The organism is Dyella sp. (assembly GCF_036384435.1).
Taxonomy (GTDB): domain Bacteria; phylum Pseudomonadota; class Gammaproteobacteria; order Xanthomonadales; family Rhodanobacteraceae; genus GSA-30.
The window spans coordinates 14,052-27,323 of sequence record NZ_DASVMI010000085.1; the positions used below are offsets into that span (position 1 = coordinate 14,052).

A 13,272-nucleotide genomic window follows, 5' to 3' on the forward strand; every position below is an offset into this window, starting at 1 on the left:
AGGGCCAATCTTTTGCCCCGCCTCACGCGATATTTCAAGCCACAACATTGGGAACGAGCGGACATCACTTACCGATAGAAACCGTCGCCACCAACACTCGTCGTCAGGCCTCCGCGCTCGTTGGCATCAACCTGTGCCTGGTGCGCCCAGTTATGCACGCAACGGTTCTTAGGTATTGGAGCGCTGGGCAAAAAAGCGGCGGCGAAATCGCCGCCGCAAAAAGCCATCTGCGAACAGGGAAAACTTCAATCGGACCGGAAGCGATTACGCGGCCTGGTTTTGCAACCGGCGCGGCTCCAGCACTGTCTTATCGCTGCTGCCAATCGGAATGGTGCGCGGCTTGAGAGCCTCGGGAAGCACTCGCTTGAGGTCGATGGTAAGCAAGCCATCGCGCAGTTCAGCGCCGGCGACCTGCATGTGCTCGGCGAGTTCGAATCGACGATGGAACGGACGATTCGCAATGCCTCGATAGAGGATCTCGCCCACATGGTCTGTTTTGCGCTCACCGCTGACAGTGAGCAGGTTGTTCTGAACCTCGATGTTCAGGTCTTCCTGCGTGAAGCCTGCGACAGCCATCGAGATGCGGTAATGCTCCTCGTCCACTTTGACCGAATCAAAGGGAGGCCAGTTATCCGGTTGAGGGGTGCGTGCAGCCGATTCGAGCAAGTCAAAAACGCGGTCGAAACCGATGCTGGAGCGATGAAGCGGTGAGAAATCGAGCACAGTGCGCATGGCCATATCCTCTCAGAAGCAACATGGAAGTGTGAACTGTATCCGCGCCGCCTGGCACGGAATCCGCCAACCCCGAAGCGGTCGGCGGATCGCGATTCTAGTCACCCTTCGGGCGTCGGCAAGAGGGTTTCAGAGGGCCATTTAATATCCGTTCTGAAATGTCTTTCAAGGGTGATACTTGCGGCATCTACAACCAAGAAGGACCCTTGAAAAGAGCGCAGAATGACGATAACTGTCTGTCCTTGATCGCTTCTCTTCGCTGTCATGGCGACTTACGAGCTGAGCCACGAAGCGCTGCAACGGCGGACGCCGTTCATCACCATGCCTTGCCCTGATAAGGAGACGCCTTCCCGCCGTCGTGAGTCAGCGTCGCTTACCCAATCCAATCTAGGCGATGGCTTTCTCATGAATATGCCACCAAGACATCTGTATCGCTCATCCCCAAAAGCACGGAGGCACTATTTTCCATCTGATCCGTCCCGACTCTGCGTAGCACCTGTCGCAGGGCAGTCGCCATGCAGGGCTTCCTTCTTCTCATCAATGTGTCCTGTCGCTCCCATGATCGTGAGAAATATCACCCCAGCCAAAACGCCCGACCAACGTTTCACTCGCATGGAAGCTCCTTGCCTACGAGGATTGCTCACCCCTGATGCCACCCAAAAGGGAAAACAAAGTATGAGCACGATTAACGTGTAAGCGGGAAAGGTAGCCTGTTCGCTATCTTTCGCTCCTCTAAGCACCAAGGCGCCTATCGCCCCCAGGTACGCCCCGACCATGATGACCGAAGCATCGACTGTCGATTTACGCAGCCTGCGAGCGAAGCGTCCGTCGCGGTGTCTTGGCTTGAAGAACTGCTCTCTCGTCAATTCGAATGTCCGAATCAGACACCACCCGAGCAAGAACAGAAGCAGAGGCTTTATGTCGAGGACAGCAACGGATAAGTTGGCCAGCCAGACAACATTGAATCGAAGCGCAAGCAGCATCGCGACTCCAACTATGAAAGCAATATTGCCTGCGGTCAGGTAGAACTCCATCAAGCTCCAAGTCCAAATTCGCCGCAACCGTTTCAAATAATTTTTCAATTCCCTTGCCCCCTGTGCATGTCATAGCTAGTAGCCGGCGTTCAAAGGTCGGTCTATACCTAACATCCGTTTGTGCTCATCCAGGTACTGAGCTGTGTGAGTATATGCTTCGCAGACCTTGTTTGATTCTGCGTAAGCAAGCTGTCTCTCGATAGCATCGGCATTTCGGCCCATTTCATTGAGGCGAGTTGCTGCCAAGCTCCGGAATCCATGCACGGCCATTTCTTCGCCCGAACGGCCTAGCCGGCGGAATGCGGCATTGAGGGTGTTCTCACTCATTAGACGGCTAGCCACGCATGGTCCTGCAAAACCATACCGCCTCGCCCCCGTGAGCAGTTTGTAGCTCGCGGAGAATCGCTATCGCTTGCCCAGACAAGGGAACAAGGTGAGCCGCCTTCCTCTTCATGCGCTCATCTGGTATGCGACAGCATGATGCTTGGGTTTAGGTGACTTTAGGTTTCGAAGATCCGCCGGCTTTCGGTTGCCCTAATTTCTACCACGTCCTGACTAGCCGTCCATTGCCACGCAACTGCCTCAAAGGTCTGCTCAATCACCTTGGCAGCGACGATCTGCGCCTGCCGCGGAACCCGCTTCTCAACACTGGGATCAATCCCCCGCACAATTTGCTTACGCGCCTTATCGCGTCACGAGCGAGCAACTGCTAGGCCAACATCCGGATATCACCCCAACGCCTAAGGCTTCTCACGACCATCAATTCGGTATTTGAGCCGCAACTTGCCACCGCCGGACGCCACTAGCAGGTACACGCCAACGCCATCGGCCAGCTTGCGGGACCTATCGCCGGGCGTAGCTTTGCGAACTTGCAGCTCAGTCAGCTTCATTGCTCAGGGGATATTTCTCCGGGGAGCTGTTGGAATCTTGCCCTCCACGCATACCCCCAATCGTGCCGGGACTCAGCGATACGACATGAAATACGCAGGCACAAAAAAACCCGCTAAATAGCAGGTTTCTTTATCCTTTTGGGTCTCAGTGATACTTACTGAAACCCTTAATTGGTGCCCAAGAGGGGACTCGAACCCCTACGACTCTCGTCGCTACCACCTCAAGGTAGTGCGTCTACCAATTCCGCCACCTGGGCAGGTGTCTTGCGTTTGTTGCTTACTTCTTCTTATCCGGCGCCGGCGCGGTAGCTGCTGGAACGTCGGGCTTGGCCGGGGTGCTTTGCGCCGGCTGTGCTGCCGGAACGTCGCCCTGGTTGGCCGCGGGGACCGTCGCTGCCGGCGTGGTCGTCGCTTTTGGGACGTCCGGGTTGGCCGGTGCGGCGGGCTGCGCATTCTGGGTGTTTGCCGGCGGATTGGCAAGACCGGTCATCACACCAAGATCGTTGCTGGCATTGATCGAGCCTTGCGGCGCGCCATGACGGCTCAGATAGATGCCCATGCCCAGGCTGAGCAGGAAGAACAGTGCCGCCAACACACCCGTCGCACGGGTCATGAAGGTGGATGAACCACGCGCGCCAAATACGGTGGCCGAGGCGCCACCGCCAAAGCCCGAGCCTGCATCGGCTCCGGCGCCTCGCTGCATGAGGATCAGGACGATCATCGCGGCAGCGATCAGAATGTAGAACACGCTGAAAATGACGAACATGGTTCTCTTGGAATCCGTAGCGTTCAATGCGCCGCGGCGCAGATACCGAGGAAATCGACAGCTGCCAACGAGGCGCCACCGATCAACCCGCCATCCACGTCCGGCTGCGCGAACAGGGCCGCGGCATTTGCCGCTTTGACGCTGCCGCCATAAAGCAGCCGAGTCAGACGGGCAATCATAACATCTTCTTTAGCCAATTGGCTACGGATGAACGCGTGTACCGCCTGGGCCTGATCCGGGGTAGCGGTGTGGCCGGTGCCGATCGCCCAGACGGGCTCGTAGGAGACCACGGCAGTGTCGAAAGTGGCGATGCCATTGAGCTCCACCACCGCCGCCAGCTGGCGACAGACGACCTGCTCTGTCTGACCGGCCTCACGCTCAGCCAGGGTTTCTCCCACACACAAGATTGGGGTCAGGCCGGCTGCGCGCGCGGCGGCGAACTTGCGTGCCACCACGGCATCGCTTTCGGCGTGGTACTGGCGGCGCTCGGAATGGCCAACCAACACCCACCGTGCGCCTGCATCGCTGAGCATCGCCGCGGAGGTCTCGCCGGTATAGGCACCCTGCCCTTCATGCTCGCTGACGTCCTGGGCACCGAAGCCCAGTCCACTGCCGCCGAATTGATCGGCCAGGGCCGCCAGGTATGGCAACGGAGGAAAAACCGCAATGTCGATGTCGCTGGGCTGACCGGCAACAATTTCACTGACCAGGGCGTGAGCCATCGAGCGACTGCCGTGCATCTTCCAGTTACCGGCGACGAATTTCTTGCGCATTGCGATCTTCCATTTACGTCCAGGATCGCAAGCTTATAAGGTGCCTCCGCGCAGCGGCAATGCAATGCTGGTGCCGAACATGACTGCCTGCCAAGATCGCGTTCATCTTTCGCACAAGGATTGGTTTGCATGTCCCAAGCTCGCCCGCTCAGCCTGGTCACCGGCGCGTCCGCTGGTATTGGCGCCACGTTTGCGCGTGCACTTGCAGCACGAGGGCATGACCTGGTGCTGACGGCACGGCGCGAAGAACGTCTACAAGCCCTGGCAAAAGAGCTCATCGATAAACATGGCTGCACGGTGACGGTGATTGCCGCCGACCTCGCGGCGGCCACTGCGCCGCAACAATTGTGCGATGCGCTCGATGCAAAAGGTCTGCAAGTGGACTGGCTAATCAACAACGCCGGCTATGGCGTGCCGGGTACTTTCGATGCGGTGGCGTGGGAAACCCATGCTGACTTCATCCAGGTGATGATGACTGCCCCGGCCGAGCTGATCTGCCGTCTGCTGCCGGGCATGCGCCGACGCGGCTATGGCCGCATCGTCAATGTTTCCTCCCTTGCCGCCCATGTGCCCGGCTCGGCCGGACACACGCTCTATGCGGCTTCGAAGGCCTATCTGGTGAAGTTCTCGCAATCGTTGGCGCTGGAAAACGGCGACCGCGGGGTACACGTCTGTGCGCTGTGCCCGGGCTTTACCTGGTCGGAATTCCACGACGTCACCGGCACACGCCAGATGATGAACAAGCTACCGGGGTTCATGTGGCAGACGTCCGAGGAAGTGGTCGGCCAGGGCATCGCCGCCGTCGAGCGCGGCGATGCGGTCTACGTCACTGGCAAGGTCAACAAGTTCATCAAGACCCTGGTCAAGCTGATGCCTGATCGTTTTGCGCTGTGGCTATCCGGCCGTGAGTCACGACGGTATCGCAATCTGGGCCCTCGAAATCAGGCATGAGCAAGCAAGGGGCGAGCGACGAACAGCAAGGGCGCGAGTTGGAAGGCACGCCGAAGCCCGGCGACATCAAAATCGCGCACCTCATGGCCCAAGGAAGTGCCAGCCATGGCTACTCGTCCCTCGCCGCTACCTGGAAGGCCTCAACCCAGCAGCGTTTAGATCAGCTTGATCTCGCGCAAGCGTTCAAGCAGATATTCATGCGAGGTGATCGAGGTGTCGTAGCGGCTGGGGTTATCCGCCGTGACGCATTGCGGCACCGGGTCGAGCACCACGTCCGGATTGGGGTGTAGAAAGTACGGCACCGAATAACGCGGCTTGCGAGCGTTGTCGTTCTGCGGATTGACCACTCGGTGCGTGGTGGACGGATACACGTGGTTGGTCAGGCGTTGCAGCATGTCGCCGATATTCACCACGATGGTGTCGCCCTGCGTGGTGATGGGCAGCCAGTCGCCTTCGCGGGATAACACTTCAAGCCCCTCGGCGCTGGCGCCGACGAGCAGGGTAATGAAGTTGATATCCTCATGGGCGCCCGCACGCACGTTGGGGATGTTGTCCTCGGTGATCGGCGGGTAATGAATCGGACGCAGGATGGAATTGCCCTGGTCGGTCTTGTCCTCGAAGTAGTTCTCGGGCAAGTCGATGTGCAGGGCCAGTGCACGCAGCACGCGCGAGCCGAGCTGGTCCAGTGCTTCGAACAACGCGTAACCCTTGGCCTTGAAGTCGGGCACTTCATCCGGCCATACGTTCGGCGCCATCACGTCAGCGAACTTCGAATCTCGCGCAATCTCGCGCCCGATGTGCCAGAACTCCTTGAGGTCTGCGTGCTTGCTATCCTTGGCGGTCTCCACCTTGAAGGGGGTGTAGCCGCGCGCGCCACCCGTGCCCTTGAGGTGGTATTTCATCTTCGTATCGCTCGGCAACGCGAAGAAACGCTCGAACGCATCATAGGCGCCGTCGATCAGCTCAACCGGAATGCCGTGCCCGCTGATGCCGCAGAAGCCAAATTCACGGTAGGCCGCGCCCAGTTCGGCGACGAAGGCGGCGCGGTCGGTGTCGAAACGACGAATATCGAGGGTTGGAACCTTTTTCATTGACATATCCGTAAGTAGGCGTGCGGTCAGTTGAATCCGCCACCGCAGGGGCGGGGCACGTCGGGCCGTTCCATGGCGACCTGTAGATCTTGAAGGTATGTCAGGTTCACAAACGTTCGGCTGCGGATTTTACGACTTCTGCCAGGGTGTCTGCCAAGTGCCTGACTTCGGCCTCGTCAGCGGCCTCGACCGTCACACGCACCAGCGGCTCGGTACCCGACGCCCGCAGCACCACGCGACCACGGCCCTGGAGTTTCTGTTCCACCTCGGCCAAGGCCGTGCGCACGGCGTCGGTCTGCAAGGCCTCGCGGGCACCTTCTGCACGGACATTGACCATGACCTGAGGAAACTTGCGCAGGCCCTTGCGCGCTTCGGCCAGGTCTTCACCAGCATCGGCCAGTGCTTCGAGCACTGCGAGGGCGGCCACGATGCCATCGCCGGTTGTGGCGCGATCCAGGCACAGGATATGGCCGGAGGTCTCGCCTCCCAGGATGCCATCGTGCTGCTTTAGCATCTGCAAGACGTAACGGTCACCCACGTTGGCGCGTTGCAGGGTAGACCCGAGCTCACGCAAGGCCAGGAACAGGCCGTAGTTGCTCATCAAGGTGCCAATCACGGGCCCATGCAACTGCCCCTTGGCCAGCCAACTGCGTGCAAGCACATAAAGAATGTCATCGCCATCGGCCAGCACACCATGGCGATCGACCAGTTGCAGGCGGTCGCCGTCGCCATCGAACGCGATGCCGATATCGGCCCCCTGATCGACCACGGCCCTCTGCAGTGCCTGGGGATGTGTGGAACCGACGTCACGGTTGATGTTGAAGCCATCGGGTTGATTGCCGATCGAACTGACCTCGGCGCCCAGCTCGGCAAAAACCTTGGGAGCTACCTGGTAGGTTGCACCGTTGGCACAGTCGAGCACCAGCTTCATGCCCCGCAGGCTGAAATCCTCCGGCAGCGTGGATTTGCAGAATTCGGCGTAGCGCAGAATGCCATCCACGCGCGAGGCCTTGCCCAGTTGCTCGGAGGGCACGGTGACGAAATCGGCCTCGATCTCCGCTTCGATCGCCAGTTCAATGGCATCGGAGAGCTTTTCGCCGTGAGCGGAAAAGAATTTGATGCCATTGTCGTAATGCGGGTTATGCGAGGCACTGATCACGATGCCGGCCTGCGCGCGCATGGAGCGGGTCAGGTACGCCACACCAGGGGTCGGCATCGGCCCGAGCAAGCCCACATCCACGCCAGCGGCCACCAGGCCCGCCTCAAGGGCCGACTCGAACATGTAGCCGGAGACACGGGTGTCCTTGCCGATCAAAACCAGCGGACGCCCCCGGGTCTGCTCGCGCTTAAGCACGGAGCCCACGGCGCGCCCCAACCGGAGCATGAAATCTGCGCTGATCGGCCATTGCCCGACCAGGCCACGAATCCCATCGGTGCCAAAATACTTGCGTTCGCTCATGGGAAATCCTGCGTTGTAAGCCAGGCAGCCGGCCCGTTCCGGCTGTGGCCAGGGAAAGATTATTCGTCGTCGGGCCAGCGTGGCATCGCGGGACGATCATCGCGGCGTGGCGCCTGATCGCCTGCCTTGATGGCTTGCCACACGGCCAGCGCATCGACCGTCGGCGCTACATCGTGCACACGAACCATGCGCGCCCCGCGCTGCACGGCCACCAGGGCGGCGGCCACGGAACCTGCTGTCCGCTCGACGGGGTTTTCCCGGCCAGTGAGCTGACCGATCATCGATTTGCGCGACAGCCCCACATAGGCGCCGCTACCGAGACCGGCAAAGCGGTCCATCGCGCGCAACAGGGCCAGGTTGTGTTCGAGGTCTTTACCGAAACCAAAACCGGGATCGACCATCACCTTGCGTTTGTCGATGCCAGCCAGTTCACAGGCAAAGACACGGTCCATGAGAAAGCGATGCACCTGGCCGACCACATCGTCGTAGTGAGGAGCGTCCTGCATGACGCGTGGCTCACCCTGCATGTGCATCAGGCACACCGGGACACCCAGCGCAGCTGCCGCATCGAGTGCACCATCGCGGCGCAGGGCGTAGACATCGTTGATCATGCCGGCGCCGGCTGCCACGGCAGCTCGCATCACTTCCGGCTTGGAAGTGTCGACGGAAATGGGCACCTGCACGCGCGTGGCCACTCGCTCGATCACGGGCACCACTCGGGCGAGTTCTTCGTCCAGCGAAATGTCGGCGGCACCAGGGCGGGTCGACTCCCCCCCCACGTCGAGCATGTCAGCGCCTTCGTCGACCAGTTTGAGCGCATGCGCCACGGCACTGTCTACATCGGCATGCTTGCCACCGTCGGAAAACGAATCGGGCGTGACGTTGACGATGCCGACCACGCGCGGCCGATCCAGCACCAGCTTGCGACCGTTGCAGTCGAGCACCGTGGCAAAGAGTTCGTCCAGCATGGATTACTCCTGACCGCCTAGGGCGCCCATGTGCTGGCGGTAATAGCGCAATTCATCAATGGAGTCGTGGATATCCGACAAGGCCGTGTGCGCCGATTCCTTCTGGAACCCTTTGCCGATCACCGGGGCCCAGCGACGCGCAAGTTCCTTGAGGGTGGACACGTCGAGGTTGCGGTAGTGGAAGAACCGCTCCAGGCGCGGCATCTGGCGATGCAGGAAACGGCGATCCTGGCAGATCGAGTTGCCACACATCGGCGACTTGCCGGTCGGCAGCCACTGCTTGAGGAAATCCAGCGTGGCCTGCTCGGCTGCCTCGTGTGTATCGACGGACGCGACGACCTGGTCCCATAGTCCCGACCGGCGATGCTGGTTGCGGTTCCAGGCGTCCATGCTTTCCAGCCGCTCAAGCGGATGCTGGATCGCGAACACCGGGCCCTCGGCCAGGATGTGCAAGTCCTTGTCGGTGACGATGGTGGCGATCTCCAGGATGGAGTCGGCATCGGTATCCAGACCGGTCATTTCCAGGTCGATCCAGATAAGGTTTTCTTCGTTCGCTTGGCTCATGCGCCCTCCTGGCCGGGGAGTCTAGCAGTTGGCGAACGGGGAGTTGCCGTCCGTGCGATCATCACGCGATGCAGACGTTTTTCTGGCACGACTATGAAACCTACGGCTCGGACACCTGGCGCGACCGCCCCAGTCAGTTCGCCGGCATTCGCACCACCATGGACCTGGAGATCGTCGGTGAGCCGGTGATGTTCTTCGCCCGGCCGCCACGCGAGATGCCGCCCAGCCCCGAAGCCTGCCTGATTACCGGCATCACGCCGCAACAGGCCGAGCGCGAGGGGCTGGGGGAAGCCGACTTTGCCTCACGGGTGCACGAGCAGCTTGCCCAGGCAGGCACCTGCGGCGTGGGCTACAACTCGCTGCGGTTCGACGATGAAATCACCCGGCAGATGCTGTTTCGAAACTTCTACGAACCCTATGGGCGGGAGTGGGAGAACGGCAACTCCCGCTGGGACCTGATCGACCTGGTGCGTATGTGCCAGGCGTTGCGCCCGGAGGGCATCGTGTGGCCGCAACGCGACGATGGCAGTCCGAGCTTCAAGCTCGAGCACCTGGCCAAAGCCAACCACTTGCAGCAGGAGCGCGCGCACGATGCTCTCTCAGACGTACACGCACTGATCGATCTGGCACGGCTGATCCGCGTGCGCCAACCGCGTCTGTGGGATTGGCATTTCGCCCTGCGTCGCAAACAGCGTGTATTTGAACTACTCGATACCATCAACCGTCCGCCCCTGGTGCACGTGTCCTCGCGCTATCCAGCTAGCCGGCACTGTCTTACGCTCATCGTGCCGCTGACACCCCACCCCTCCCGGCAAGGCGAAATCATCGTCTATGACCTCTCGGTCGATCCGGAGCCGCTGCTGAGCCTCAGCGCCGACGACATCGCCGACCGGGTATTCGTGGCTCGCGAAGACCTGCCCGAAGGCGTCGAACGTATCCCGCTGCGCACCGTGCGCGCCAACAAGGCACCCGCCCTGGCGCCTGTTTCGGTACTCAACGGTGTCGACCATGCCCGCCTGCAACTGGACCTGGCGCAATGCCTGGCCCATCGCGAGCGCCTGCTTGCCGCCGACGGCGTGAACGACAAACTACGCGACGTCTTTCGCAAGGCCACCGATCTGCCGCCCCCCGCCGATCCGGAACTGGCGATCTATGGCGGCTTCCTGCCAGACGCCGATAAAAGGCTGCTGGCTGAAGTCCGCGCCACCCCGCCCGACCAGTTGGGCTCACACCCCTTCCCGTTCCGCGACAAGCGTTATCCGGAGCTGCTGTTTCGCTACCGCGCGCGCAACTGGCCACAGACGCTCGATGCCGCCGAGCAACAGCGCTGGGAAGCTTTCCGCCGTGACCGCCTGACCGGGCACGGCCCCTTGACCGCGCTCACATTGGACCAATACTTCACGGAAATTGCCCAACTGCGTGCCGACCCGGCTCGACAGGACAAGCTGCCACTGCTCGATCAACTCCAGGCCTGGGGCGAGGAACTTGCCGCAGGTATTGCCACCTCTGCCTGAGCCACCATGTCCAAGAGCTATTTCAGCCCTGCTACCTTCAAGTTCCTGCGTGCCCTGGCGCGCAATAACAATCGCGAGTGGTTCCTTGCACACAAGGACGACTATGAACGCCACGTCCGCGAGCCGTTTCTTGATTTCATTGGTGACATGCAAGCGCCGTTGAGCAAGATCAGCTCGCACTATCGCGCCGATGCGCGCAAGAATGGCGGCTCGCTGTTTCGCATCCATCGCGACACGCGTTTTGCGCACGACAAGCAGCCCTACAAGCCGTGGCAGGGATCGCGCTTCTTCCACGAGCGCCGGCACGAGATTCCCGCGCCCTCGTTCTATATGCATATCCAGCCAGGCGACTGTTTCGCCGGCGGCGGCATCTGGCATCCGGAATCCGATTCACTCAAGCGCATACGCGCTTTTCTCGCCGACAACCCCGAGGCCTGGAAGCGCGCCACGCGCGGCAAGGTATTCCGCGAGCACTTCAATTTCTGGGGCGATTCGCTGAGCCGGCCACCACGCGGCTTCGATCCGGAGCACGAACTGATCGACGACCTCAAGCGCAAGGATTTCGCGGCAGGCGAGAACTTCGACGACGCTTTCGCCTGCTCGTCGGAACTGTTGCCGTGGGTGATCGAAACGTACAAGCGCCTTGCACCGATGATCGATTACCTGTGCGCCGCGCAAGAACTGGATTTCTGATCCCTATCAGGAAAGGCGCCATCACCGGGCGCCTTTCCTTCGTTCAAAGCGCCAGCGGCTTGCGACGAATCAACACATACAAAGCCACCAGGACCGATACGGCGGCGGTCAGCGCGACATAGTGCGCTGGGGCGTTTTCCTTCCAGCGTTCAGCCATGTAACCGATGAGAGTGGCCGTGCTGGCGCCAAAGACGGCATACGCAACGTTATAGGCGAACGACAAACCCGAGAAACGGATGGCCGCCGGGAAAACCGCCACCATCAGGCTGGGAATGACACCTACTGCGCCGACCAGGAAGCCCACGATCGGGTACCAGGTGAGGAAATGTGCTCCTCCCGATGCCAGGTCTCCGTACAGGCCGTAGGTACCCAGCAGCAAGGTGATCGAACCGATCATCAACGCCCAGGCCACGCCGATCCGATCGACCAGCCAGCCATAGAACAGACAGCCGATCGACAGGCAGAACGCCGCCAGGCTGTTGCCCAGCGAGACATCGTCCTGCTTGATATGAAACGGCTTCTGCACCAGCCCAGGCAACATCAGGATCAACACCAGGATGGCCGCGGTCAGCATCCAGGTCACCAGCATCGACATCACCACCGCACCGATGTGGCCCTTCAGCACGGCGCCGAGCGGTAACTCACGGCTCAGCTCCTTGCGCTCGCGCATCGCGGCGAACACGGGTGTTTCGCGCAACCAACGACGCAGCCAAACGGCGACAAAGCCAAAGGCGCCGCCCAGCACGAAAGGAACACGCCAGCCCCAGTCAAGCATCTGGTCGGCACTCAAGACATGATGCAACCAGGCAGCCACCAGCGAGCCGATGAGAATTCCTATGGTCAGGCCTGACGTCAGGCTGCCACAGGCAAAACCCACACGCCCCCGAGGTGCGTGCTCGGCCACGAATACCCATGCACCTGGCACCTCGCCACCGATCGCCACGCCCTGGATGATGCGCAACATCAGCAACAGCAACGGTGCGGCAATGCCGATCTGCCCATAAACCGGCAGGCAACCGATGGCCAGGGTCGGCAACGCCATCAGGAGCACGCTGAGGGTGAACATTTTCTTGCGACCGGAACGGTCGCCGAAATGCGCCATCACGATACCGCCCAGCGGCCGAGCCAGGTATCCGGCGGCAAAGATGCCGTACACCTGGAGCTTGGCAAGCCAGGACGCGGTGCCGGTGGGAAAGAACAACTGTCCGAGCTGATTGGCAACGAACAGGAAAATGACGAAATCGTAGAACTCGAGCGCACCGCCAAGAGCGGCCAGGAACAGCGTCTTGATGTCGCCGCGACTCAAACCCCTGGAAGAGCCCACCTCGGACGGCAACGGATTGACAGCGTGCATCGAACGGACCTGGAAGAAAGAATAGCCAGCCCAGACATATACCACCGAAGCCGGTCCGCCGTCTTCACGTCCGAAAGACTTTGTCTCCCCCTCGATCTCAGGCTTCGTAAAGCTCGATTGGCAGGTCGTCCGGATCGGCGAAGAAGGTGAAGCGTCGTCCGGTGTATTCATCCACACGAATCGGCTCGCACGTGACGCCACGCCCGGATAACTCGCGCACGGCGTCAGCTACGCTATCGACCGCGAATGCCAGGTGTCGCAAGCCCTGCGCCTCAGGTCGTGACGGCCGTGGCGGCGGCGATGGAAAGGAGAACAGTTCCAGGGCGACACCCGGGCTCACCTCCAGGTCGCACTTCCATGACTGCCTGCCTTGGCGATATACCTCGCGGACAATGCGTAGCCCCAACGTCTTGCTGTAGAAATCGCGCGACCGCTCATAGTCGGAGCAGATCAGCGCCACATGGTGGATGGCCTTGAGCATGG

14 protein-coding genes and 1 tRNA gene are annotated in these 13,272 nt (G+C 60.8%); 3 read left to right on the forward strand and 12 right to left on the reverse strand.

Features of this window, described 5'->3' with window-relative positions; translation table 11 throughout:
- Positions 1-264 precede the first annotated feature (264 nt).
- The 6 genes from VF436_RS08175 to tpiA all read right to left on the reverse strand — a co-directional run bounded on the left by VF436_RS08175 (position 265) and on the right by tpiA (position 4,195).
- Positions 265-732 carry an Hsp20 family protein gene (locus VF436_RS08175; protein ID WP_330903513.1) on the reverse strand — a complete coding sequence of 156 codons (468 nt, stop codon included), beginning with the start codon at positions 730-732 and terminating at the stop codon, positions 265-267.
- Positions 733-1,190: 458 nt separating this feature from the next.
- Entirely contained in the window at positions 1,191-1,766 is a 576-nt protein-coding gene (locus VF436_RS08180; RefSeq protein ID WP_330903514.1) for a hypothetical protein, read from the reverse strand.
- Between the two features lie 75 nt (positions 1,767-1,841).
- Positions 1,842-2,093, reverse strand: coding sequence for a tyrosine-type recombinase/integrase (locus VF436_RS21690; protein ID WP_414649828.1), 252 nt, complete (start codon positions 2,091-2,093; stop codon positions 1,842-1,844).
- A gap of 735 nt (positions 2,094-2,828) precedes the next feature.
- Positions 2,829-2,913 (reverse strand) — tRNA-Leu (locus VF436_RS08185).
- A gap of 20 nt (positions 2,914-2,933) precedes the next feature.
- Positions 2,934-3,422: a preprotein translocase subunit SecG gene (secG, locus tag VF436_RS08190; protein ID WP_330903515.1), complete on the reverse strand. Its 489-nt coding sequence runs from the start codon at positions 3,420-3,422 to the stop codon at positions 2,934-2,936.
- Positions 3,423-3,445: 23 nt separating this feature from the next.
- Positions 3,446-4,195, reverse strand: coding sequence for a triose-phosphate isomerase (gene tpiA / locus VF436_RS08195; protein WP_330903516.1), 750 nt, complete (start codon positions 4,193-4,195; stop codon positions 3,446-3,448).
- 129 nt (positions 4,196-4,324) lie between these two features.
- On the opposite strand from tpiA, the gene VF436_RS08200 reads away from it, so the two are divergent.
- Positions 4,325-5,146, forward strand: coding sequence for an SDR family oxidoreductase (locus tag VF436_RS08200; RefSeq protein WP_330903517.1), 822 nt, complete (start codon positions 4,325-4,327; stop codon positions 5,144-5,146).
- Between the two features lie 155 nt (positions 5,147-5,301).
- Here the strand turns inward: VF436_RS08200 and VF436_RS08205 are convergent, their stop codons facing one another.
- The 4 genes from VF436_RS08205 to orn form a co-directional block, all read right to left on the reverse strand.
- Complete coding sequence (locus tag VF436_RS08205) at positions 5,302-6,237, reverse strand: isopenicillin N synthase family dioxygenase (protein ID WP_330903518.1); 936 nt, start codon at positions 6,235-6,237, stop codon at positions 5,302-5,304.
- 106 nt (positions 6,238-6,343) lie between these two features.
- A complete protein-coding gene (glmM, locus tag VF436_RS08210) occupies positions 6,344-7,696 on the reverse strand; it encodes a phosphoglucosamine mutase (protein ID WP_330903519.1) in 1,353 nt (450 codons plus the stop codon).
- A 59-nt stretch (positions 7,697-7,755) separates the two neighbouring features.
- Positions 7,756-8,664: a dihydropteroate synthase gene (gene folP / locus VF436_RS08215; RefSeq protein WP_330903520.1), complete on the reverse strand. Its 909-nt coding sequence runs from the start codon at positions 8,662-8,664 to the stop codon at positions 7,756-7,758.
- Between the two features lie 3 nt (positions 8,665-8,667).
- Positions 8,668-9,228 carry an oligoribonuclease gene (gene orn, locus VF436_RS08220; RefSeq protein WP_330903521.1) on the reverse strand — a complete coding sequence of 187 codons (561 nt, stop codon included), beginning with the start codon at positions 9,226-9,228 and terminating at the stop codon, positions 8,668-8,670.
- Positions 9,229-9,296: 68 nt separating this feature from the next.
- Here orn and sbcB point away from each other — a divergent pair, with 68 nt between their 5' ends.
- Together sbcB and VF436_RS08230 are read left to right on the forward strand one after the other, a co-directional pair.
- Positions 9,297-10,742 (forward strand): exodeoxyribonuclease I, encoded by a 1,446-nt coding sequence (sbcB, locus tag VF436_RS08225; protein WP_330903522.1) that lies wholly within the window; start codon positions 9,297-9,299, stop codon positions 10,740-10,742.
- A gap of 6 nt (positions 10,743-10,748) precedes the next feature.
- Positions 10,749-11,435 carry a DUF2461 domain-containing protein gene (locus VF436_RS08230; protein WP_330903523.1) on the forward strand — a complete coding sequence of 229 codons (687 nt, stop codon included), beginning with the start codon at positions 10,749-10,751 and terminating at the stop codon, positions 11,433-11,435.
- 43 nt (positions 11,436-11,478) lie between these two features.
- Here the strand turns inward: VF436_RS08230 and VF436_RS08235 are convergent, their stop codons facing one another.
- Both VF436_RS08235 and VF436_RS08240 read right to left on the reverse strand, forming a co-directional pair.
- Entirely contained in the window at positions 11,479-12,789 is a 1,311-nt protein-coding gene (locus VF436_RS08235) for an MFS transporter (RefSeq protein WP_330903524.1), read from the reverse strand.
- A gap of 97 nt (positions 12,790-12,886) precedes the next feature.
- Positions 12,887-13,270: a VOC family protein gene (locus tag VF436_RS08240; RefSeq protein WP_330903525.1), complete on the reverse strand. Its 384-nt coding sequence runs from the start codon at positions 13,268-13,270 to the stop codon at positions 12,887-12,889.
- Between the last annotated feature and the right edge of the window lie 2 nt (positions 13,271-13,272).

Coding starts and splice junctions, on each gene's coding strand:
- VF436_RS08175 (WP_330903513.1), bottom strand. CDS start 732: ATGCGCACTGTGCTCGATTTCTCACCGCTTCATCGCTCCAGCATCGGT.
- VF436_RS08180 (WP_330903514.1), bottom strand. CDS start 1,766: ATGGAGTTCTACCTGACCGCAGGCAATATTGCTTTCATAGTTGGAGTC.
- VF436_RS21690 (WP_414649828.1), bottom strand. CDS start 2,093: ATGAGTGAGAACACCCTCAATGCCGCATTCCGCCGGCTAGGCCGTTCG.
- secG (WP_330903515.1), bottom strand. CDS start 3,422: ATGTTCGTCATTTTCAGCGTGTTCTACATTCTGATCGCTGCCGCGATG.
- tpiA (WP_330903516.1), bottom strand. CDS start 4,195: ATGCGCAAGAAATTCGTCGCCGGTAACTGGAAGATGCACGGCAGTCGC.
- VF436_RS08200 (WP_330903517.1), top strand. CDS start 4,325: ATGTCCCAAGCTCGCCCGCTCAGCCTGGTCACCGGCGCGTCCGCTGGT.
- VF436_RS08205 (WP_330903518.1), bottom strand. CDS start 6,237: ATGAAAAAGGTTCCAACCCTCGATATTCGTCGTTTCGACACCGACCGC.
- glmM (WP_330903519.1), bottom strand. CDS start 7,696: ATGAGCGAACGCAAGTATTTTGGCACCGATGGGATTCGTGGCCTGGTC.
- folP (WP_330903520.1), bottom strand. CDS start 8,664: ATGCTGGACGAACTCTTTGCCACGGTGCTCGACTGCAACGGTCGCAAG.
- orn (WP_330903521.1), bottom strand. CDS start 9,228: ATGAGCCAAGCGAACGAAGAAAACCTTATCTGGATCGACCTGGAAATG.
- sbcB (WP_330903522.1), top strand. CDS start 9,297: ATGCAGACGTTTTTCTGGCACGACTATGAAACCTACGGCTCGGACACC.
- VF436_RS08230 (WP_330903523.1), top strand. CDS start 10,749: ATGTCCAAGAGCTATTTCAGCCCTGCTACCTTCAAGTTCCTGCGTGCC.
- VF436_RS08235 (WP_330903524.1), bottom strand. CDS start 12,789: ATGCACGCTGTCAATCCGTTGCCGTCCGAGGTGGGCTCTTCCAGGGGT.
- VF436_RS08240 (WP_330903525.1), bottom strand. CDS start 13,270: ATGCTCAAGGCCATCCACCATGTGGCGCTGATCTGCTCCGACTATGAG.